We start from the raw sequence: 21,547 nt of genomic DNA, 5'->3' as shown, positions 1-21,547 counted from the left end.
GCAACTGATTGTTATTTGCATCATAATATTATATTACCACAATTTACTATGCTTTATTCATTATTTTTTTATTTTGGGATATAATTTAAGAAAAGCAACTAAATAATTAAGTTTTTAGCTTTAAAAGAGAGGTTATTTTTAATGACTATTAATAAAAAAAGGAATTTGATTCTAATATCAATTTTAATTATATCTTTTTTAATTATAAACTATAACTTATATTATCCTTTGAAAAGCTATGCTATAATGTTCCCCTATAGCTTTATACATAAATGTGATAGTTTAATAAATAAAATAGACTTCAATATACATATCCCTGGTGGCCTTTCTACAAAAGAAAGGGACTGGTATCCCTTTATGATATATTTTAATAATGATAAAGGATTTTCTAAACACATAAATAAGAACCTATCCATAACTATCCTATACAATTTCGGTGCATTTAATCATAAATCTGGTATGTCTTCTTATTATGATTCAAATTCTCCATATTACAGTAGTTTTTATGGTGCATATATAATAAGAGATAATGAAAATCCCATAAATATGTTCGGTTACAATAAAAATAATACATTGAATATTGACGAGATATCTAAACTGGTCACATATGATCAAAAAAATTTGGTTCTCGCCTCTCTAGGACTTGACTCAACAAAATCCTCATTCAATTTTGATATAACTGATATCAATAAAAATATTGAATATCTAGGTCATACTAATTGGACCAAGGTAGATGCCAAGATCAAGACCAATAGCCCTATACATAGATTTAAATCCCACAAGAGAGGGTATATACAATATGGCAGACCTCCTCATTTAGACAATGATATCAACAACTTTCCAGTGATTGATTTGTATGGAAGGGTATACATAAAATATTTTGATGAATATAATATCACTGTAATTCTTTATGGTATGATGTCTTCTATGGAAGTATTAAACAAATGGGACGAAGAAATATTAGAAAAGACAGTTATCTATTAATTATTGATTGAAAAAACTATTTTGATACCCGAAATAATTAATGGTATAATTGTATCTAAAAGAAGGTGTTATAAATGAATTATTCAAAAAAAAGAGAGTTTATTTTGGAAGGAAAAATGTCCAAGGTAATACTTGTATTATCAGGACCGTTGATGATTAATAATTTAATCCAAACTATATATAATTTAACGGATACCTATTTTGTAAGTATTTTAGGTGATACAGAAGTAGCAGCTATTACTCTAATTTGGCCAGTAATCTTTTTTATGATGTCTTTAGGTATAGGTGTTTCTATAGCAGGTACCACCCTTATATCTCAGTATATAGGGTCTGACAATTATACTAAAGCAAAATATATAGCTGGACAGATCATATCATTTTCATTGGTGTTTTCATTTGTATTGGGCATTATTGGGTTTATCATATCTCCCCATATCATAAGGTTTATGGGAGGAGAAGGAGACTTATTTACTTACTCCAATGAGTTTTTAAGAATTATATTTTTAGGTATGCCCACTATGTTTATTTTTTTTGCTTTTAATGCCATAAAACAAGGTCAAGGGGACACAATGACTCCCATGAGATATGGCGCATTATCTGTAGGACTAAATATAATTTTAGACCCAATATTTATATTTGTTTTAGATATGGATATACAAGGTGCTGCACTGGCTACAGTATTGGCTAGAGGCGTATTTGCCATATATGCTTTATATACACTCTTTAACAAAAACACAGGGATTCAATTAACTAAAAAGGATTTAATATTTAATAAAGAACTTTTACAAAAAATTATAAAGATAGGATTGCCATCATCTATAGGTCAATCTACTGCTGCATTGGGATTCACAGTATTAAATATATTTATACTCTCTTTTGGAGAGGAAACCATCACTGCGTTTGGAATAGGAAATAGGATAAATTCACTTATCCTTATGCCAGCTATGGGAATAGGTAGTGCCCTTGCTACTATAGTTGGACAAAATTTAGGTGCAGACAATATCAAAAGGGCAAAGGAAGCTGTTAAAACCAGTGCATTTATAGCTACTATATTTTTGGTAATAGGTGGTTCAATAATATTTTCTTTATCTGAAAAAGTTGTTGGAATCTTTTCAGATAATGCCATTGTGTTAAAACAAGGCAGTCAATATTTAAAGCTTATTTCTATGGGATTACCGTTGGTGGGATTTTTTCAGATATTTATAGGTACATTCCAAGGCTCTGGTCATACTATATCTGCTATGATTATAATGATGGGAAGACTTTGGGGATTGAGAATACCCATGATACTTATATTTAAAAAATTTACTAATCTTGGTCCCAGTTCTGTATGGTATTCAATGGTTTTAAGTAATGCATTTATATGTATTATAGGATTTGGCATTTATATGACAGGTAAATGGAAAAAGAAAGTTATTAAAAGAAAAGTATAAAAAAATTAGTAGTTAACGGTTAGTAGCTAGTAGTTTAACAAGGAAATCTATAAGATTTCAACCATCAACTACTAACTACCGACTATTAACTACTAACTATTATTGTTCTTCTGGTAATTGTTCTAGTTCTGGTTCAGGCATAGGCATCATAAATTGGTTCATTAGTTCTTCCATTTTTATACTGTTTTCTTCTGTAAGCTCTGGCTCTTCAATTTCTATAGGTTCATTTATTCCCCATACCTTGCCTTCAGCATCTATAACTATTCCCAATTCTTCGCCTGTTTCCTTATCTTGCATTTTATAATCTAATTTAATCTTAGATGATCTTATATTATAATCATCATCTACTCCGTAAACTATTTTTACCTCATTAAATGTAAGTATATCTTCTATTTCAGTAAATCCTTCATTAAATTCCTTCAAGCTATTGTCTAATTCTGCCTGCACAGCCTCATCTGTTGCTTCTTTGCCTTCTAATTCTAATTGTTGTTTTATACTAGGTACCATCATCTCTCTCATAGCAGGATTTTCAAATAATGTTGGAACTATATCCTTTATTATAGTCTTGATTTTTTCATCAGATATATCCATTGTTATTTCTGTAACCTTAACATCACCCTCTGGTGTATTAAGTACAACATCCTCTTTCTTTGAAAGGCTATCATCTTCTAACTCATCAAGGATTGAATTTACCATATCTATGGACAGTTTCTGCATCTCTTTAACTTGGTCCTCATCAGACATGTTTTTCATTTCTTCATCGTCTAATAGTATATACTTATCTACCATAGGTACCTTAATAGCAGATTTTTCAGGACTAAAGTATAATTCACATTTATAAGATATGCCATCTAAATCCAATGTAAAATCTCCAAATGTCTTCATTTCATTAGTATCTGATGCAAATGTTCCTGATATTTTTCCATTGTTTATGGCATTTAATATCATAGACGCAAATGGATCTTCATTTTCCATTGGTATATCTAATTTTATACCCATTTCAAAACTTTGAGTACCTGTCTTCATATCAGCAGATTCTTCAGTTGCTTTCTTTAAAATCTCCTTGGGTTCTTTAGGTCCACATGCTGAAAGTATTCCTATAGAAAGTACAATAATTAATAATAATGATATAATTTTTCTTTTTTTCATGAAATCACTGACATAATTAGTCAGTTAATCCCCCCTTTTATGTTATTTTTTTGACTCATACAATGATAACACAATTTACTACTTTTTTCACCTATTTTTTTGGTGGTTTAGGACCATAGTACTGATAATAGTCTACTTTTATCCTGCCATTATATAATTTACGCTTCTTGCTGGCCTTTTTTCCGTATAGTTTTTCAAAATTTTCATTAGATGTAATAATATATTTAGACCAAGTAGATAGTTTTTCAAACTTCTTTCCCATAGTTTTGTATAGTTTTTCCACTTGTTTTTTCCTTCCCAGCCTTTCTCCATATGGAGGGTTACATATTATTACACCATATTCATCTTTTGTATTTATGTTCTCCATTCTTTTTAATTGAAATCTTATACAATCATCTACTCCAGCTTTATATGCGTTTTCTTTAGCTATTTCAATAGCATCAGGATCCATATCTTGAGCATATATCTTTAGTTCCACATCTTGATCTATAGCTTTAAGGGCATTTACTCTTTCTTCTTTCCATATATCCTTTCCTATAATTGACCATTGTTCAGAGGCAAAGGAACGATTTAATCCTGGCGCTATATTTCTGCCTATCATAGCCGCCTCTATAGGTATAGTTCCAGAACCACAAAATGGATCTAAAAAGATTCTATTTTTATCCCAAAAACTCAAATTAACCATGGCTGCTGCCAATGTCTCCTTCAATGGAGCTTCTACAGCCTCTTCTCTATATCCCCTCTTATGTAGCCCTACTCCACTGGTATCTATAGTTAGAGTTGCTGTATCCTTCAATAGTGCTACTTGTATAGTAAATTTAGGTCCCGTTTCTTCAAACCAATCTCTATTGTACCTACTTTTCATTTTTTCCACTACTGCCTTCTTTACTATAGCTTGACAATCAGGTACACTATGTAATTGTGATTTCACAGACTTACCTGTGACAGTGAACTCTCCATCTTCTGGAATAAATTCGTCCCATGGCAAGGATTTGGTCTTTTCAAATAGTTCTTCAAAGGATCTAGCCTTAAATTCTCCCATTTTCAATAATACCCTATCAGCACTTCTAAGCCATAAATTAGATTTGGCTATCGCCCTTTCATCTCCAGTATATGTGATTTTCCCATTCTCTACTTCTATATCTTCATATCCCAAATCTTGTATCTCTCTTTTTACTACAGCTTCAAGACCAAAGGTAGAAGTTGCTATCAGTTTAAGTTTCAACATGCAATCTCTCCATTCATATTAGATTCATTATTATTTTAGCAAAACAGTATACTTTTTACCAGTAAAAAGTGTAGTTCTTAGTTCTTTGCCCTTGGTTTTATTTTCTTTTTAAAAAATCTGTGTTATTTTTATCATTGTGGGTATATATATTTTTAGAGATGATAATAATGAAGGTCAAGGAGGAGATATTAATGAGTTTAGGTAAATTATTACAAACTGGTGATTGGAAAGGTGAAAAACACGTTCCTGTTATACATAGCCCTGAAAAGGTAAAGGCAGGAGAGGCTTTTGAATTAGGAGTTTCAATAGGAGATGAAATTAAACATCCAAATACTATTGAGCATCATATATCATGGTTCAAGGTATTTTTCCATCCAGAGGGAGCAAAATTCCCTGTTGAAATAGGTACTTATAATTTCACTGCCCATGGTGAAGGAGATATATTAAATGATCCTGAAGTTAAGACTTGTGTAAAACTTAGTAAATCAGGTACAATTCATGTAGTTAGCTACTGTAATATACATGGACTTTGGGAAAGCGAAAAAGAAATTACAGTTGAGTAAAATTAGTTGGTAGTTCGTAGAGGTAGACATATATGTCTACCTCTATTTTGTTGGATATAGTTGGTAGTCCGTAGTTCGTAGTTTAATGATAAAATCCATAGGATTTATCCATCAATTGCTAACTACTAGCTATTATTATTTTAACTACTAACTAATTCATTTTACCCCCTTGACAAAAAAAACATATATCTATATGATAGACTATAAATACATATTCAAAGACTATGAAGGATTTAGTAGATTTTTATGTCTATAATCAGAGAGTAGGCTGGTTGGTGCAAAGTCTATGTTGCATAAAAATTGAAATTACATTCTGGAGTTTCAATGGTAGAACATTGCGATATGTCGGTTCGTTAATCCGACCAAAGAGGCATCTCTTAGATGTAAATAAGGTGGTACCGCGGGTTTTCTCGTCCTTAACAGGATTGGAAGGCCCTTTTTTATTTGCATAATAAAATCATAAAAATGGAGGTATTTAGTATGGAAAGAAATGTTTATGATGTGTTAAAAGAAAGGGGCTTTATTGAGCAGGCAACCCATGAAGATGAAATAAGAGAATTATTAGGTAAAGAATCAGTAACATTTTATGTAGGATTTGACCCTACAGGAGATAGTTTGCATTTAGGACATTTTGTTCAGATCATGGTTATGATGCATCTTCAAAGGGCTGGACATAGACCTATAGCTTTAGTTGGAGGCGGTACTGCAATGGTAGGAGATCCCTCTGGCAGAAGTGATATTAGAAAGATGCTCACTGTTGACCAAATAAACCACAATGCAAATAGAATAACTGAACAATTATCTAAGTATTTGGTTATAGATGGAGAAAACGGATTATCAGTAAACAACGCTGATTGGCTTAGGAATCTAAACTATATTGAATTTTTAAGGGACATTGGAAAGAATTTCTCTGTAAATAGAATGCTTACTGCAGAATGTTTTAAATCTAGAATGGAAAAAGGACTTTCATTCTTAGAATTCAACTACATGATTATGCAATCCTATGACTTCTTAGAATTATATAGAAGATATGGTTGTCAGCTACAATTAGGTGGCAATGATCAATGGTCAAATATTATTTCAGGGGCTGACTTAATAAGAAGAATGGAAGGAAAACCTGCATACGGTCTAACATTTAAACTTCTTACAACTAGTGAAGGCAAAAAAATGGGTAAAACTGAAGCTGGTGCCCTTTGGATAGATCCTGAACAGGCATCACCATATAGAATGTATCAATATTTGAGAAATATAGATGATGCAGATGTGGAAAATTGTCTATGTCTATTGACATTTTTACCTATGGATGAAATTAAAAGATTATCTTCTTTAGAAGGAGCAGAAATCAATAAAGCTAAAGAAATACTCGCATATGAATTTACTAAAATAGTCCATGGAGAAGAGGAAGCTAAAAAAGCACAGGATACAGCTAAGTCTCTATTTGGTCAAGGTAAAGCCACTGATTCTATGCCATCTACCGATATAGAAAAATCTAAATTTAATGAAGGCATGGATGTGCTTACTTTGCTTAATGAATTAGAACTTACATCTTCAAAAAGTGAAGGTAGAAGATTAGTTAAACAAGGTGGTATCTATGTAAATGACAATAGAGTAGAAGATATAGATTTAAATATCACATTAGATGATTTTAAAGATGGGAAAATTATTATAAGAAAAGGTAAAAAAGTATATCATCAAGTGAATATTATTTAGTTAGTGGATAATAGTTAGTAGTTTATGGTGGAAATCCTTTGGACTTCATCATTTAACTACTAACTTTCTTTTTACTACCCCTAAATTACTTCCCATTTTATATATTTATTAAGTATTTCTACAAATTCTTCTAAGTACTTTTTATCTTGTTGATCAAATCTATTTTTAGTGGGACTGTCTATATCTAGCACCCCTATCAACTTTTCATCATTTACTATTGGAATAACTATCTCTGATTGTGATTCTATATCACATGCTATATGTCCTGGAAATTTATTTACATCAGGTACAACTTGAGTTTCTAAGGTTTCTGCTGCTGTTCCACAAACTCCTTGTCCTATTGGTATACGGGTACATGCAGGTCGGCCTTGAAATGGTCCTAAAATCAACTCTTTTTTTCTGTGAAAATAAAACCCTGCCCAATTTATATCATCCATTAGAAGCCCCAATAAACTTGCAGCATTAGATGTACTTGCAATCCAATCAGACTCTTCAGATATAACTCCAGACAATCTCTTATTTAAGTATCCATAAAACTTTTCTTTATTAGATGTATCAATTTCTTTTAATTTAGTAATTGTAATAATATAGACCCTCTCCTTTACTATTTATTTTCTAAAATAATATTAATACAGATAGTTCTTAGCTCTTAGTTCTTAGTTCTTAGTTCTTAGTTCTTAGTTCTTAGTTCTTAGTTGGTGGAAGAAATCCGCAGGATTTCATCATTGAACTACTAACTACCAACTACTAGCTACCAACTACCAACTACCAACTACTAACTATATTCTACATTAATTAGTAACTGCTTTCCAATACAGAATAATTTCCCTGTATATTAACAACTAACCACTTACAACTAACTACTAACTATTATACATATTTATCCCTAGTTATGTAAACATTACAGCTTTTTTTATTATAATACCAGTGTTATAATCTACATAAGTTTTTCACTGATTCTACTTGACAAAATTTTTTCAAAAATAAAGGAGGAAGTATTTTATGAAAAGAAAGAAGTTTAAGCTTTTAGTCCCGTCTATATTGACTGGATTAATGGTTTTAAATTCAAGTTTAGCATTTGGTAGTGATTGTACTTATGACATAAATAGAGGGCAAATAAACAAAGATGTATCTAGGATTGTATTAAGTATGAAAGGCCAAAATCTAGATGATTGCACTGAAATCCAAAACCAAGGTACCAGATATAAGACCTCAACTAATAGGGATCTTAGTATCAATTGGAATGCAATAAGAAAATTTGCAGACAATGACTTTTCTAGATTCTATAAAAAAGATGTAGAAAACAATAATTCTACAACAAGACCTAAGGACAAGCCCTCAACAAACAATAACATAATAATTGAAAACAATAAAAAAACTTCAACAAACAATGACGTAGTAATTGAAAACAGTGAAAAACCTTCAACAAACAATAACGTAACAATTGAAAACAGTGAAAAACCTTCAACAAACAATAACGTAACAATCGAAAACAGTGAAAAACCTTCAACAAACAACAACGTAATCACCACTTCAAATTCTATACAAATGCAAATAGTAAATCTTGTTAATGCTGAAAGAAGCAAGGCTGGTCTTGAACCATTAAAATATAGTGCAGAATTATCAAAAGTTGCACAAACTAAATCTCAAGACATGAGTGATAAAGGATACTTCAGTCATACATCACCAACTTATGGTAGTCCCTTTGATATGATGAAACAATTTGGTATCAGCTACTCATATGCTGGTGAAAATATAGCTATGGGGCAAAGAAGTGCAGAACAAGTTATGAATGGTTGGATGAATTCAGCAGGACATAGAAAAAACATCCTTTCTCCTAACTTTACAGAGATAGGTGTAGGGTATGTTGTAAATAAAAATGGTACTCCTTATTGGACACAAATGTTCATTAGACCATAGTTAATAAAAAAGTAGCTTGGAATTTATTTCCAAGCTACTTTTGATTAATATCCTTTATTTAAATCTACTAAGTTTATCATATCATCCTTATTTCCTTTTACATATGCCTTAATATTCTGTTCTACTATATCAAATAACCTATCCATATATTTTGTGGATTGACCACATATATGGGGAGTTATGATTACATTTTCTAGACTCCACAACGGATTATTTTCATCTAAAGGTTCTTCATAAAATACGTCCATAACTGCAGCTTTTATTGACTCATTCTCTAATGCATTTATTAAGTCCTTTTCATTAACTGTTTTTCCTCTGCCTATATTTATAAAAGAAGCACTTTCCTTCATTATATTAAAATATTTCTGATCTATTATTTTTTCTGTCTCTTCCGTATACGGTAATAAATTTATTACATAATCACTTTTCTCAAATAATATCTCCATCTCTTCTGGTCCATATACTTCATTTACATAGGGTACATCAGCCTTAGTATTCTTTAACCCTATTACATTCATTCCCATGAGTGATGCCTTTTTGGCGGTCTCTCTACCTATACTTCCCAATCCTAAAATACCTACTGTAGCTCCATTTATTTCTCCTTGAACTATATTTTTACCCCAAACATTATTAAACTGATCCCTAACCATCACATGGAAATTCCTTGAAAGCATAATCATAGCCATTATGGCATATTCAGCCATCTGTACCTTATGTATTCCTCTACCATTGGTTAAAATCATACCTCTCTTTCCCATATCTTCCAAAGGCATAAAATCTACCCCTGCACTGGCACCTTGCACCCATTTTAAGTTATTATTGGACCTATCTAACATTTCTTTATCAAATTTAAATGTTATTAATACCTCTGCATCATGAATATTATTCAATACATCATCTTTAGTATTGCATACTATAAACTCATACTGGCTATAATTTTTCCTCAACTGTTCTACATAATCTTTGGAAAATTCCATAAATGGTAAATTTAAATTAATCAATACCTTTGACATTTTACATCCTCCTTTTGGTAGTCCATAGTTGGTAGCTCGTAGTCCGTAGTTTGTCCTAAGAACCAAGAACTAAAAACTAAGAACTAAAAGCTATATTTCAATATATCTATAAAATTTCTAGTTATTCTGGCAGTTATTCCCCATATTATATAGTTATTATATTCATAAAATAATACAGGATACTTGCCTATTCTCCAATCATATGCCTTACCTCGTTGAACCATATGGTAGGGAAATTCTCTTTCAGGTTTAGGTTCCATATAGAGAAAATGCTCCAATGGTCCTTCTGACAAGAAAAATTTTAATGGTACAGTAAATATATCATCAACTTCACATTTACTAAATCTTATATCCTTTAAATCTACATTTTTTATAACTCCCACAAAGGGATATATTGCTATATTAAATGGTGTTATAAGAAAATCTGTTTTACCTATAATCTCTATATTTTTTCTAGATATATTAAGTTCTTCTTCCGTTTCCCTTACGGCTGCTTCTTCATGGGTTTCTCCCCATTCCACCATTCCCCCGGGAAAGGATATCTCTCCTGGCTGTGTCTCCAGATGTTCTGCTCTTATTTCATATATTAGATGTAATTCTCCATCTATATCTATCAATGGCAATAGCACAGAAAAGCTTTCATTAATCCCCATAGGACATTCTTTTCTTTTATTCAATATTTTATTTATATTTTCTAATTCCATTATATCCCCTACCTTTTATATTGAAATAATGAATTAAATATATTTATACCCAAAAAGTATATATAAAAACATTTCCAGAGTAGTATACCCTGGAAATGTTTTTATATATATTAATTTAAAGTAGGGGCTTATTTATTTAAGAACTCCCAAAAATTATTAGAGAATATATTATCGATATCTCTTTTTATTTCTTCTTCTGTTATTGTCCAATCATTATCCATTATGTCACTATATTTATCTATAAGTATCTTTGATATAATCTTCTTTGAATGATCCCATTTATATATTAATTGGTCAAGGACCCTAGCATCAGAATGTTGAGGTATAAAAGATAACCCCAATGTCTCCATTCTTATCCTTGTCATTTCTTCTATTATGCTAGGATTATTTAAGAACCACCAACATCCAAATATCATAAGATTTCTAAACTTCCTCGCCGTTATAGCTAATTCGTGTTGATTTTCTTTAGATAACATAGTAACCATAAACTTGTTTTCAGGATAAGTATTACATAGATATTCTACTGTTCTTATATTTCCTTTGCCAACAGAATCTCCAGCTAATTGAAGTTTATAATTTACTAATTTATTAACTCCTATCATCATTGCAAAGGGGATGTTTAATTCTCTACATACAGGTATAACACAATTTTCTACCAGTCTTGACCTAAGAGAATCCTCTGGTATACAAAAGCTTGGTGGTAAAGATACTGCCATATATAGTGCATCCATCTTCTTTACATTGTCTGCTAAAAATCTTTTAACTTCTTCTATAGAATTTTGATCCAAATCTTTAGTTACATTGTATCCCCATTCAACTAATCTGTTATATGAGTCTTCATAGCTATTTAGCAATGGATCAATCCTCAATGCAGCCTTAAATCTACTATCATTATTTCCTATCTCATTCCATACAGGGCTTTCTTTATCATCAAAGGGGTCATTAGTCATTACTACTTCTTTAACACCTGATATTTCAAATACCTTATCAATATAATCATTTAATTCCATGGAGTCAAAATATTGTCTATACTCATCAAGATTTCTAGACTCTACATCTAATCCCAATTTTTTAAGTACAGTCAATACTCCCCTTACAGACTCACTTACGGGAGAGTGCTCAATAAATAGTGTCTGCCATATTAAATCGGCCTGTTCTCTCTTAGTTTTTTTGAAAAATTCATCATACTCTATGGAAGAATATCTGAAAAATTCTGCAACAAGATAATGATATACTAATAGTTCATCTATTCCCCATAACAAAAGTTCTCCGAAATCTTTAGAATATATATGGGTATGAATATCAGTAATCTTCACCTCTTCAACTGTATTTTCTACAACCTTTTTTAACATTTCTTTATCTTTTATAGCCATGATTTTCTACCTCCTTTTTAGCTGTTACTCATTAACTCCTTTACAGCTTCAGTAATCCCTTTTTTCTCTATATCTACTAGGTATTCCAAAACCATTTCTTTTAACCCATCTACATTATTTAAGTCCATATCCCAATTTTTTTCATATGCTAATACTTCTTCTACAATCTTTTCTAAATATTCTTTAGTTCCATCATAATTTCCCCAAAGACCTTTGTACAATTGTAATATGTCTTCATTGTCTGATAAATCTATATGCTCACCATTTATTTCTCCCTTATAAAACCTTATAAGGGCCGCCAATGAAAATACTAATCTATTGGGTAATGCTCCTTTTATTTCTTTATATTTGAATACAGAGGGCAATACTCTAGTTTTATATTTAGACATGGAATTTAAAGAGATACTTATAAGTCTATGTTTTATATATGGGTTTTTAAATCTATCTAATACATCATTTGCAAAGTCAGTAAGCTCTTTCTCCGATAAATCTAGGGTAGGAATTATATCTTCAAATATAGCTTTCTTTACAAATTTACCGATCACTTCATCTTCCACTGCTTCTTTTACTGTCTCTAAACCATATAAATAACCTACTGGCACCATGCTTGTATGAGCTCCATTTAATATCCTTACCTTTCTAGTTCTATATGGAGTCATATCATCCACAACTAGCACATTTAATCCTGCTTTATCCACAGGAAACTCATCTTTTATCCACTTAGGACCTTCTATTACCCACAAATGGAATACTTCTCCCTCTGCTACTAAAGCATCTTCGTAGCCCAATTCCTCTGTTATTTTATCTATCTTATCTTTAGGATAACCGGGAACTATCCTATCTACAAGGGTATTGCAAAAGGTATTGGCATTGTTTATCCAGTCTATAAATCCTTTATCTAGATGCCATTTTTCTGCATACTTTAAAATTATTTCTTTAAGTTTCTGTCCATTCTTATCTATTAATTCACAGGGTAATATTATAAACCCTTTATTATTATCTCCGTTAAAAGATTTATATCTATGATATAAAAATGCAGTTAACTTTCCTGGAAAGCTAGTCTGAGGTCTATCTGTAAGTTCATCGTCTTCGTCAAATGCAATTCCTGCCTCTGTGGTATTAGATGTAATTATTCTCAACTCTGGATTCTCAGCAACTTTTAAAAATTCATCATAATCTGTATAGGTATTTATACCTCTACTTATGGCATTTATTATCTTATGTGTACTTTTGGCTTCTCCATCTTTAATGCCATTTAGATATAATGTAAATAATCCATCTTGATTGTTAAGCACTGTAACTCTGTCTCTTTTTCTGGGTTGAATTACTACTGCACTTCCATTAAATAATCCTTTGCAATTCATATCATCTACCATCCAATCCACAAAGGACCTTATAAAGTTTCCTTCTCCAAATTGAAGAATTTTTTCTGGATATTTTTTATAATTCTTGCAAAGTTCTTTACTTAATTTCATTTAAAATACCTCCTATAATTATTATAGTTTCACCTCTACGCCCTTCCTTGCAGATTCATATATGGCTAATATTAATTTGAGTGCCTTCAAACCCTCTACACCATCTATTAGAGGTCTTTTGTCTTCTTTTATGCTGTTAACCATATCTTCTATCTGAGCTTTGTGGGACATATAGTCTATAGCCATGGGATTAGATGTCCCAGTATTTTTAATTATATCATTTTCTAACTCAATTGTTTCATCTGAGGTATTTAAATATATAAGTTTATCTCCTTCTAATCTAGCAGAGCCCTTTATTCCATGAATTTCTAACCTTGCAGGCAGTCCAGGGTATGTGCAAGTGGAACCTACAATGGTACCGTAGGCCCCACTTTTAAATCTCAATACAGCAGTAGCCATATCTTCAACCTCAACATTTTTATGTCCCAGTGTATCACAATAGGCAAATACACTTTCAACTTCTCCCATAATATGAATCATCAAATCTATGGTATGAATGCCCTGATTCATTAATACTCCTCCACCATCAAGGGCCCATGTTCCACGCCATTTGCCACTATCATAATATGATTGAGTTCTATACCACTTTATATGTGCATCGGATAATACTAGTCTTCCAAATCCGCCTTCTGCTATAATTTTCTTTAATTTTATAGTGTCGGGATCCATTCTATGTTGGTATATAACTGATAATTTTCTATTATATTTATCAAATGTATCAACCATCTCTTTTGCCCTATCCAAATCAATCTCCATGGGCTTTTCTACTATTACATTTTTTCCTTTTTTAGCAGCATAGCAAGCTATTTCACCATGGGTTCCACTGGGAGTCAGTATATTTAATACGTCCAAATCTTCATTATCTATAAGCTCTCTATAGTCTGTATATATGGCATCTACTTGAAACTCTTGTGCCAACTTTTCTGCCTTTTCTCTCGTTCTATTACACAATGCTACTAATTTAGCTCCTGGTATCTCCGATATAGCCTTGGCATGTAACCTTGATACACTTCCACATCCTATAATACCAAAACCAGTTTCTTTACTCATATTAGCATCCCTTTCCAACGAGTATTTAAGACCCCATCAATAAATTAGGTATAAATAATGTAAGTTGAGGTACAAAGGTTAATAATAGTAAGTATATAAACATTACTATATAAAAAGGCATTAGAGATTTTGCTACCTTCTCTATGGGCATTCCTCCTATGGAACATCCCACAAACAATGTAGAACCTACTGGTGGAGTTATAAGTCCAATACCTAGATTAAGCATCATTACTATACCAAATTGTATAGGGTCCATCCCTACACTAGTTACAACGGGTAACAATATTGGAGTAGTTATCAATATCAATGGTGCCATATCCATTATCATTCCTAAAAATAATAAAATCACATTTACTATGAGTAATATTACATATTTATTATCAGAGATAGATATCAGTCCACTGGTAACCAAAGTAGGTACCTTCAAATATGCCATCATCCATCCAAAGGCACTAGATGTTGCTATTACAGCCATAACCATTGCCAATGTCTTAAGCGAATTTCTAAGGATTAATTTCATTCTGGATAAAGGTATTTCTTTATAAACAAAAAACGTAATTATAAATGCATATACAGTGGCTATTGCTGCAGATTCTGTAGCAGTAAATATCCCTGAAATAACTCCGCCTATAATTATAAGTGCGGTAAAAAGTCCTAAAAGACTTTCCCATGTAATCTTCAACCCTTCTTTAAAGCTTACCTTTTCACCTTTTGGGTAATTTCTCTTTACTGCGATTATATAACTTAGTACCATTAAAGATATTCCCAACAATGCTCCTGGTAAAAAGCCACCTAAAAACAGTCTTCCAACCGAAAGTCCACCTGCTGCTAATGAATATATTATTACATTGTGACTAGGTGGTATAATTACTCCTTGTGTTGATGAGGTTACTGTGACATTTATAGCATAATCTTTATCATATCCTTGTTTTTCCATCATTGGTATCATTATCGAACCTATAGATGATGTATCAGCAACTGACGAACCTGATATACCTCCAAAAAACATACTGGCCAATATATTAACCATTGCCAATCCACCTCTAAGTCTACCTACTATTACATTGGAAAATGCAATAAGACGTTTTGATATACCTCCTTCTCCCATTATCTCTCCTGCCAATATAAAGAATGGAATTGCCATAAGAGAAAAGGAATGTACTCCTTTAACCATTTGCTGTGTCACCACCATAGGAGGTATTTCCAAATATATTGCAGTAGCCAATGTGGAAAGTCCCAGTGAAAAAGCTATTGGAACCCTTAAAATAAGCAATAAAAATAGTGATCCAATAAGTAAAACTATTGCTGCTGTATTTACCATATCATCCACCTCCTACAATTATTTTTCATCTATACATCTTTTTTCTATTTCTATATCGTCCTCTATGCCAAAAATTTTAGATAGAGAATATACTACTATCATAAATCCAGAAACAGGTACCATAATATACAATGTAGATGTAGGCCATTGAGTTGCTGCCATAGTAGAAACAGCTGTCTTTTTACATAGTCCAATACCATGGACAAATAGTAAAACCCCAAATACACCAATTAAAAGCTCATCAATCTTTATTACTACTTTCTGCATTGATGCAGGGAGCCTCTCTGCAAAAAACTGAATGCTTATATGAATGCCCTTCTTCACTCCAATAGCTATGCCCATAAATCCAAACCAAACCATTAAAAGCAATGAAATCTCCTCTGACCAATAGGGAGTTTTATTAAGAAAATATCTTGTGGCTACCTGATATGTTATTATCAATGTCATTAGCACTAAAAAGAGCATAGCAAGATTCTCTAGTACCATATCTATAAAATCTATAATCTTCTTTAAAAACTTCATATTGCTACTCCTCCTTTTTAAAGAAGGTGAAGATTGAAATCTTCACCTTCTGTTAAAAGTCTACTTGGTATTCAATATCTTTTCTATTATATCTTCTTGTCCTGCTCCAAACTCTTCATATAATGGTTTAACTGCATCTTGGAATCCTTTTCTAGCTTCTTCATCTATTCTAGTTATTACGTTTCCATTTTCTACAACTTTTTCTTCAGCTTCTTTTGCAGCCTTTTCCCACTCTTCTCTTTGATATAGAGCAGCTTCTTTTGCAGCTTCTTCTATTATAGGTTTGTACTCATCAGGTATTTTATCATAAGTCATTTTACTTACTAAGATCATCTCAGGTACTCTTGTATGCTCATCTACAGTGAAATATTTAGCTACCTCATAATGACTTGTTGAAAGGTAACTTGGCCAGTTATTTTCAGCACCGTCTATTACTCCTGTTTGTAATGCACTGTATACTTCTCCAAATGTCATTGGTGTAGGTGAAGCTCCAACTGCTGTTACTAAGTCCATCATAAGCTTACTTTGTTGAACTCTTATCTTTAATCCCTTCATATCTTCTACAGTTTTTACTTCTTTTTTAGCATTGTAGAAATTTCTTGAACCTCCATCAAACCAGCAAAGTCCTAACATATCGTTATCTTCTAAACTCTTTAAGAATTTATCTCCTACTTCTCCATCTAATACTTTAAACATATGATCTCTGTCTCTATAAAGATAAGGTAACATAAGTACACTTAAATCTTTGTTAAATTCAGTTAATGGAGATATACTAGTTCTTGTAAAGTCTATAGCCCCAAATTGTACTTGTTCTATAACACTTTTTTCATCTCCTAATTGCCCACCAGGATATACTTCGATTTTAATTTTACCATCTGTTCTCTCTTCAACTAATTCTGCAAATTTTCTATCTCCCTTTACTGTTGGGTATCCTTCATTGTGGTTATCTGCTAATCTCAATACTATTGGCTCATCTACATCGCCAGCTGGTGCTTCTGCTCCATTTTCATTGGATGCATCTTCTGATGAATCTTGTGAAGATCCACATCCTACAAATAAAGCCATAACCATAACTAAACTTAACATGATAGCTAAAATTCTTTTTGTACTCATTTGATTAATTCCTCCCCTATTTTTTATTCAATTATATTCTAACCCCTAGGAAAATCGTTTTCCATGTACTTAGTTGTCTTCTTCTTACTTTTTTTGTTCAATAAAAAAGTTAGTAGTTCGTAGCTAGTAGTTAGTAGTTGATGGCAGAAATCCTATGGATTTCACCATTAAACTACTAACCACTAACTATTAACCACTAACTACTAACTACCCCTTATATTCTGAGGCATTTATGCCCACATATTTTTTAAATGCCCGACTGAAATAATTGGGGTCACCATATCCGACCTCGATAGCAGTCTCTTTAATAGATTTGCCATCTTTACGGAGTAAATCCTTTGCCTTTTCCATCCTTACCTTTATTAAATAGTCCTTAAAATTTATACCTTCAACTTTCTTAAATAATTTGCTTAAATAATAAGAACTTAATTGTATATACTCTGCCAAATCGTTTAAAGATAAATCTTTATTATAATTATGATGTATATAGCTTTTTACATCTTCTATTATATTTTTATCCCTACCCTTTTTTTGGAGACATATATTATATATAATTTCTTTAAATAGCTTCTTAAATATAGTTTCTTATTTCATCTACATCTCTTGTATTTTTTAAACAAGATTCTGCGACCTCCATATCAAAGGGTTCAAAGGTATTTTCAAAGAAATATATTATATTTCTTTCTATTGTCAAACAAAGATATATAATTGCCTTTTTTATATCCTGTATATCAGATTTGTTCTTCAATATATATTCCATTATTTCTTCAAATCCCTTGAGTGCACCTTCTATATCTTCATTTATTAATTTCCCATATATCTTATTCTCTACATCATAGGGATAACTACAACAATTAATATTTTTAATCTCTTCAGTATAAAAAGATATACCCTCACATTTATTATCTGCAGCAATACTTGCTTCATTATAGGAATCATATAGCTGGGTCATATCATCTTTTACCTTTCCCACTCCTATAGATAACCCTTGAGCATCGGAACTCAATCTCTTTTGTATTTCCATTAATAAATCCTTAAATTCTAAACCTGTCTTTTTATCCTCTAATTTAGCCCCGAATATCACAAAGACTATATTATTTAGAAATGTATACCCTACCATCTCTGAAAATATAAACTTTAATTTACTTCTCACCATATTTACCAGCTTTTCACTAAATCCCTGATCATCACTTCTTCTAAAAACTATACACATAAATTCATCATGGGATATATTTAGTATCCTCTTATATTCTTGAAATTTAGATTTTTTTATCTTATAACCATATACCATCTCAGCAACTATCTCTTTTTCTAAAAAAGGCTTCATGCTTTCTAAATTATTCTTTAACTCTCTTTGTCTATATACAATCTCCCTTGTCTGAGAAAGCTTATCTATTACATTGTCTATGGCGTTACAAAATTCATCATTTGATATAGGTTTTAATAGGTATTCACTTACATTTAACTTTATGGCCTTTTTTGCATATTCAAAATAGCTAAATGCAGTCAATATTATAATTTCTACATCTTTTAAATGTTTTTTTATTTCTTCCGCTGCCTCTAATCCACCCATTATTGGCATATTTATATCCAAAAGTATTATATTGGGTCTATATCTTAATGCATTAGAAACAGTTTCCCTCCCATTTTGACATTGACATATTACTTCTATTTTATCTTTATAATATTTTTTCAATAAAAAGTTTAGCGCCTTCCTTTCTATTGCCTCATCTTCAGCTATCATAAGTTTAAACACTATCATCATCTCCCCATAATGGAATAGAAATAGTTACTTTAGTACCATGATTAACTTTGCTGTCTATCCTTAACAAATCATCCTTCCCATAATAAAGCTTTAACCTTTCTCTGACATTTGATAAACCTACTCCTGAAGAATCTTTTACACTTATATCCTCCCTATGCATTCCCTCGCCATTATCCTCAACAATTATATCCAAGAATCTTTCTCTTTTATGTATCTTTACTGTTATAATGCCACCCTTTTCCTTGTTTTTCAAACCATGTTTTATAGAATTTTCTACTATTGGTTGAATAATCATTGGAGGTACTTTTATTTCATCCATATCAGTATTGGTCTCCAATATAAATTTCATTTGATCTTCAAATCTAATCTCCTGTATAGATATATAGGCTTGAAGTACTGATATTTCCTCTGTTAATGAAATTAATTCTCCTGTGAAATTCAAATTGCTTCTGAGCATTTTCGATATAGCATGGATAAGCTTTACTGTCTTATCCCCACCTTCGAACATAGCAGTTCTAGAAACAGTATTCAATGCATTAAACAAAAAATGGGGATCCATCTGCATCTGTAATGCCATCAGTTGAGATTCCTTCAATAGCTTGTCCTTTTCTATACTCTTTAGTCTTTCCTCATTTAAATTTTTTTCCAACTGGGCCTTATATTTCAATTCCTCTATAAACTTTTTGATGTCCTTTTTCATATTATTAAATGCCTTGGCAAGTATATTCAATTCATAGTATTTATTCTCTTTGATATCTGGTGTATCCCATTTTGCCATAGAAAGAAGTCTTGCATTATTAGACAAATCTATTATGGTTTTTAAGATATTATTTGAAAGCATCATCGCAAAAAATACACTTATTATTGCAAAAAATATAACTACAAGATATATTTGTTTTTCAATAAATTTATATTTTCCCATCAATTTAGTATACTTCTCTCCACTATAGGTAAGATATCTCTTTATAAGCTTTTGAGAATAAGTATTCATATATTCTGATACCTTTTTGAATTTTTTTCTATTATTATATACTGTTTCATCAAAAATCTTATTCCTATCTATTTCATATGCCAATGTCTTTCTATACTCAAACATATTTTCTATATGTCTCAAAAATACCGAGCTCCTTGTATCTTCCTTTATATATAAACCTATTGACTCCAATATATTATATATTTGATAATTATTTTTTATATATGAGGTATAACTTTTTACATCTCCTGTCAATGCATACCTCTCAAAGTCATCATGACTTTGACTTATGGCCATAGAAAGTTTATTAAGCGTCATATTTACATGCATATTTCTATGGTATTGTTGATCTATCTTTGATCTCATAGATAAGGATATATAAAATGCCATTGTCATTATTACTGCTATTACCAAGAATATAGTCAATAATCTTGTTTTTATAGAAATTTTATTTGCATTTAAAAACTTCATATTAAATCCCCTTATATTTTTTCTTTAGTATAACATATTATTCAATCAATAAGTTAGTTTGAAAATATAAAGGAGCTAGTAGCTATTAACTACTAACTCCTTTATAGTAACTCATCGCCTTCGTTCCAATCTACAGGACAAAGTCCTCCTGTCTGTAAAGCTCTGAGTACTCTTAATGTTTCGTCTACACTTCTACCTACATTTAGATCATGTATTACAGAATATCTTACTGTTCCTTGGGGATCAATTATAAACAATCCCCTTAAAGCTATTCCCTCATCCTCTACTAATATACCATAGTCCTTGGACACCTGTTTTGTAATATCAGAGGCCAATGGAAAGTTCAACTGACCTAGTTCTCCTTTTATCCAAGCCTTATGGGAATGAATACTATCTACACTGGCAGCAAAGATTTCTGCCCCCGCTTTTTTAAATTCCTGGTACTTTTTACTATATGCAGTAATCTCTGTAGGACATACAAAAGTAAAATCCAGTGGGTAAAAAAACATTACCAGCCATTTTCCCTTGAAATCTTCAAGACTTATCTTACCAAATGTTTCTCCATCTCCTGATACGGTATCCATGGTAAAATTTGGAGCGATGTCTCCAACTAACCTTTCTATTTGCATCACTTCCTTATATATATTATATATTTTTACTTATTTACTAATATATAATATGCCCTATGATTTCTGATAGTATACTTTAGGTTTGGTTCTTAGTTCTTAGTTCTTAGTTCTTAGTTCTTAGTTCTTAGTTCTTAGTTCTTAGTTCTTAGTT

General features: G+C 31.4%; 20 protein-coding genes and 1 other annotated feature. Of the genes, 5 read left to right on the top strand and 15 right to left on the bottom strand.

The features are described 5' to 3' along the window. The first annotated feature begins 141 nt into the window (after positions 1-141). Positions 142-984 carry a hypothetical protein gene (locus Q326_RS0105275; RefSeq protein WP_026894416.1) on the top strand — a complete coding sequence of 281 codons (843 nt, stop codon included), beginning with the start codon at positions 142-144 and terminating at the stop codon, positions 982-984. 74 nt (positions 985-1,058) lie between these two features. Beyond that, positions 1,059-2,417: an MATE family efflux transporter gene (locus Q326_RS0105270; protein ID WP_026894415.1), complete on the top strand. Its 1,359-nt coding sequence runs from the start codon at positions 1,059-1,061 to the stop codon at positions 2,415-2,417. A 99-nt stretch (positions 2,418-2,516) separates the two neighbouring features. On the opposite strand, the gene Q326_RS0105265 is transcribed toward Q326_RS0105270, so the two are convergent. Together Q326_RS0105265 and Q326_RS0105260 are read right to left on the bottom strand one after the other, a co-directional pair. Next, entirely contained in the window at positions 2,517-3,566 is a 1,050-nt protein-coding gene (locus tag Q326_RS0105265; RefSeq protein ID WP_026894414.1) for a hypothetical protein, read from the bottom strand. A 91-nt stretch (positions 3,567-3,657) separates the two neighbouring features. Then, positions 3,658-4,794: a THUMP domain-containing class I SAM-dependent RNA methyltransferase gene (locus Q326_RS0105260; RefSeq protein WP_026894413.1), complete on the bottom strand. Its 1,137-nt coding sequence runs from the start codon at positions 4,792-4,794 to the stop codon at positions 3,658-3,660. A 191-nt stretch (positions 4,795-4,985) separates the two neighbouring features. Here Q326_RS0105260 and Q326_RS0105255 point away from each other — a divergent pair, with 191 nt between their 5' ends. Together Q326_RS0105255 and tyrS are read left to right on the top strand one after the other, a co-directional pair. Next, positions 4,986-5,357, top strand: coding sequence for a class II SORL domain-containing protein (locus tag Q326_RS0105255; protein ID WP_026894412.1), 372 nt, complete (start codon positions 4,986-4,988; stop codon positions 5,355-5,357). A 215-nt stretch (positions 5,358-5,572) separates the two neighbouring features. Beyond that, positions 5,573-5,778: a binding site (T-box leader), on the top strand. A 59-nt stretch (positions 5,779-5,837) separates the two neighbouring features. After that, entirely contained in the window at positions 5,838-7,067 is a 1,230-nt protein-coding gene (gene tyrS, locus Q326_RS0105250) for a tyrosine--tRNA ligase (protein ID WP_026894411.1), read from the top strand. Between the two features lie 80 nt (positions 7,068-7,147). On the opposite strand, the gene Q326_RS0105245 is transcribed toward tyrS, so the two are convergent. Further along, positions 7,148-7,579, bottom strand: a complete 432-nt coding sequence (locus tag Q326_RS0105245) for a GAF domain-containing protein (RefSeq protein WP_245592061.1) — start codon at positions 7,577-7,579, stop codon at positions 7,148-7,150. Positions 7,580-8,069: 490 nt separating this feature from the next. On the opposite strand from Q326_RS0105245, the gene Q326_RS16780 reads away from it, so the two are divergent. Further along, on the top strand, positions 8,070-8,987 hold the full coding sequence (locus tag Q326_RS16780; RefSeq protein ID WP_026894409.1) for a CAP domain-containing protein: 918 nt from the start codon (positions 8,070-8,072) through the stop codon (positions 8,985-8,987). A gap of 44 nt (positions 8,988-9,031) precedes the next feature. Here the strand turns inward: Q326_RS16780 and Q326_RS0105235 are convergent, their stop codons facing one another. The 12 genes from Q326_RS0105235 to Q326_RS0105180 all read right to left on the bottom strand — a co-directional run bounded on the left by Q326_RS0105235 (position 9,032) and on the right by Q326_RS0105180 (position 21,390). Beyond that, positions 9,032-10,000, bottom strand: coding sequence for a D-2-hydroxyacid dehydrogenase (locus tag Q326_RS0105235; protein ID WP_026894408.1), 969 nt, complete (start codon positions 9,998-10,000; stop codon positions 9,032-9,034). A gap of 83 nt (positions 10,001-10,083) precedes the next feature. Beyond that, positions 10,084-10,704 carry an NUDIX hydrolase gene (locus tag Q326_RS0105230; RefSeq protein ID WP_026894407.1) on the bottom strand — a complete coding sequence of 207 codons (621 nt, stop codon included), beginning with the start codon at positions 10,702-10,704 and terminating at the stop codon, positions 10,084-10,086. A gap of 128 nt (positions 10,705-10,832) precedes the next feature. Beyond that, positions 10,833-12,077 carry a glucuronate isomerase gene (locus Q326_RS0105225; RefSeq protein ID WP_026894406.1) on the bottom strand — a complete coding sequence of 415 codons (1,245 nt, stop codon included), beginning with the start codon at positions 12,075-12,077 and terminating at the stop codon, positions 10,833-10,835. 17 nt (positions 12,078-12,094) lie between these two features. After that, a complete protein-coding gene (locus tag Q326_RS0105220; protein ID WP_026894405.1) occupies positions 12,095-13,552 on the bottom strand; it encodes a tagaturonate reductase in 1,458 nt (485 codons plus the stop codon). 21 nt (positions 13,553-13,573) lie between these two features. Beyond that, positions 13,574-14,602, bottom strand: coding sequence for a Gfo/Idh/MocA family protein (locus tag Q326_RS0105215; RefSeq protein WP_026894404.1), 1,029 nt, complete (start codon positions 14,600-14,602; stop codon positions 13,574-13,576). A 25-nt stretch (positions 14,603-14,627) separates the two neighbouring features. Further along, positions 14,628-15,923: a TRAP transporter large permease gene (locus Q326_RS0105210; protein WP_026894403.1), complete on the bottom strand. Its 1,296-nt coding sequence runs from the start codon at positions 15,921-15,923 to the stop codon at positions 14,628-14,630. Between the two features lie 18 nt (positions 15,924-15,941). Next, positions 15,942-16,445: a TRAP transporter small permease gene (locus Q326_RS16775; protein ID WP_051531186.1), complete on the bottom strand. Its 504-nt coding sequence runs from the start codon at positions 16,443-16,445 to the stop codon at positions 15,942-15,944. A gap of 60 nt (positions 16,446-16,505) precedes the next feature. Beyond that, positions 16,506-17,558, bottom strand: a complete 1,053-nt coding sequence (locus Q326_RS0105200; RefSeq protein WP_156936251.1) for a TRAP transporter substrate-binding protein — start codon at positions 17,556-17,558, stop codon at positions 16,506-16,508. Positions 17,559-17,765: 207 nt separating this feature from the next. Then, positions 17,766-18,044 carry a helix-turn-helix transcriptional regulator gene (locus Q326_RS18665; RefSeq protein WP_284071427.1) on the bottom strand — a complete coding sequence of 93 codons (279 nt, stop codon included), beginning with the start codon at positions 18,042-18,044 and terminating at the stop codon, positions 17,766-17,768. 85 nt (positions 18,045-18,129) lie between these two features. Continuing rightward, positions 18,130-19,314, bottom strand: coding sequence for a response regulator (locus Q326_RS0105190; protein WP_026894400.1), 1,185 nt, complete (start codon positions 19,312-19,314; stop codon positions 18,130-18,132). Beyond that, positions 19,307-20,767 (bottom strand): sensor histidine kinase, encoded by a 1,461-nt coding sequence (locus tag Q326_RS0105185; protein ID WP_026894399.1) that lies wholly within the window; start codon positions 20,765-20,767, stop codon positions 19,307-19,309. The genes Q326_RS0105190 and Q326_RS0105185 overlap by 8 nt, the downstream gene beginning before the upstream one ends. A 101-nt stretch (positions 20,768-20,868) precedes the next feature. Beyond that, positions 20,869-21,390, bottom strand: coding sequence for a redoxin domain-containing protein (locus Q326_RS0105180; protein WP_026894398.1), 522 nt, complete (start codon positions 21,388-21,390; stop codon positions 20,869-20,871). Positions 21,391-21,547: the final 157 nt, after the last annotated feature.

It is taken from the genome of Clostridiisalibacter paucivorans DSM 22131 (genome assembly GCF_000620125.1).
GTDB lineage: Bacteria > Bacillota > Clostridia > Tissierellales > Clostridiisalibacteraceae > Clostridiisalibacter > Clostridiisalibacter paucivorans.
This window is presented reverse-complemented; position numbering and strand designations above follow the sequence as displayed.

Excerpts from the sequence above, each read along its gene's own strand:
- Q326_RS0105265 (WP_026894414.1), bottom strand. The coding sequence starts at position 3,566 with ATGAAAAAAAGAAAAATTATATCATTATTATTAATTATTGTACTTTCT.
- tyrS (WP_026894411.1), top strand. The coding sequence starts at position 5,838 with ATGGAAAGAAATGTTTATGATGTGTTAAAAGAAAGGGGCTTTATTGAG.
- Q326_RS0105225 (WP_026894406.1), bottom strand. The coding sequence starts at position 12,077 with ATGGCTATAAAAGATAAAGAAATGTTAAAAAAGGTTGTAGAAAATACA.
- Q326_RS16775 (WP_051531186.1), bottom strand. The coding sequence starts at position 16,445 with ATGAAGTTTTTAAAGAAGATTATAGATTTTATAGATATGGTACTAGAG.
- Q326_RS16780 (WP_026894409.1), top strand. The coding sequence starts at position 8,070 with ATGAAAAGAAAGAAGTTTAAGCTTTTAGTCCCGTCTATATTGACTGGA.
- Q326_RS0105185 (WP_026894399.1), bottom strand. The coding sequence starts at position 20,767 with ATGAAGTTTTTAAATGCAAATAAAATTTCTATAAAAACAAGATTATTG.
- Q326_RS0105260 (WP_026894413.1), bottom strand. The coding sequence starts at position 4,794 with ATGTTGAAACTTAAACTGATAGCAACTTCTACCTTTGGTCTTGAAGCT.
- Q326_RS0105275 (WP_026894416.1), top strand. The coding sequence starts at position 142 with ATGACTATTAATAAAAAAAGGAATTTGATTCTAATATCAATTTTAATT.
- Q326_RS0105220 (WP_026894405.1), bottom strand. The coding sequence starts at position 13,552 with ATGAAATTAAGTAAAGAACTTTGCAAGAATTATAAAAAATATCCAGAA.
- Q326_RS0105235 (WP_026894408.1), bottom strand. The coding sequence starts at position 10,000 with ATGTCAAAGGTATTGATTAATTTAAATTTACCATTTATGGAATTTTCC.
- Q326_RS0105230 (WP_026894407.1), bottom strand. The coding sequence starts at position 10,704 with ATGGAATTAGAAAATATAAATAAAATATTGAATAAAAGAAAAGAATGT.
- Q326_RS0105210 (WP_026894403.1), bottom strand. The coding sequence starts at position 15,923 with ATGGTAAATACAGCAGCAATAGTTTTACTTATTGGATCACTATTTTTA.
- Q326_RS0105270 (WP_026894415.1), top strand. The coding sequence starts at position 1,059 with ATGAATTATTCAAAAAAAAGAGAGTTTATTTTGGAAGGAAAAATGTCC.
- Q326_RS0105215 (WP_026894404.1), bottom strand. The coding sequence starts at position 14,602 with ATGAGTAAAGAAACTGGTTTTGGTATTATAGGATGTGGAAGTGTATCA.
- Q326_RS0105255 (WP_026894412.1), top strand. The coding sequence starts at position 4,986 with ATGAGTTTAGGTAAATTATTACAAACTGGTGATTGGAAAGGTGAAAAA.
- Q326_RS0105200 (WP_156936251.1), bottom strand. The coding sequence starts at position 17,558 with ATGAGTACAAAAAGAATTTTAGCTATCATGTTAAGTTTAGTTATGGTT.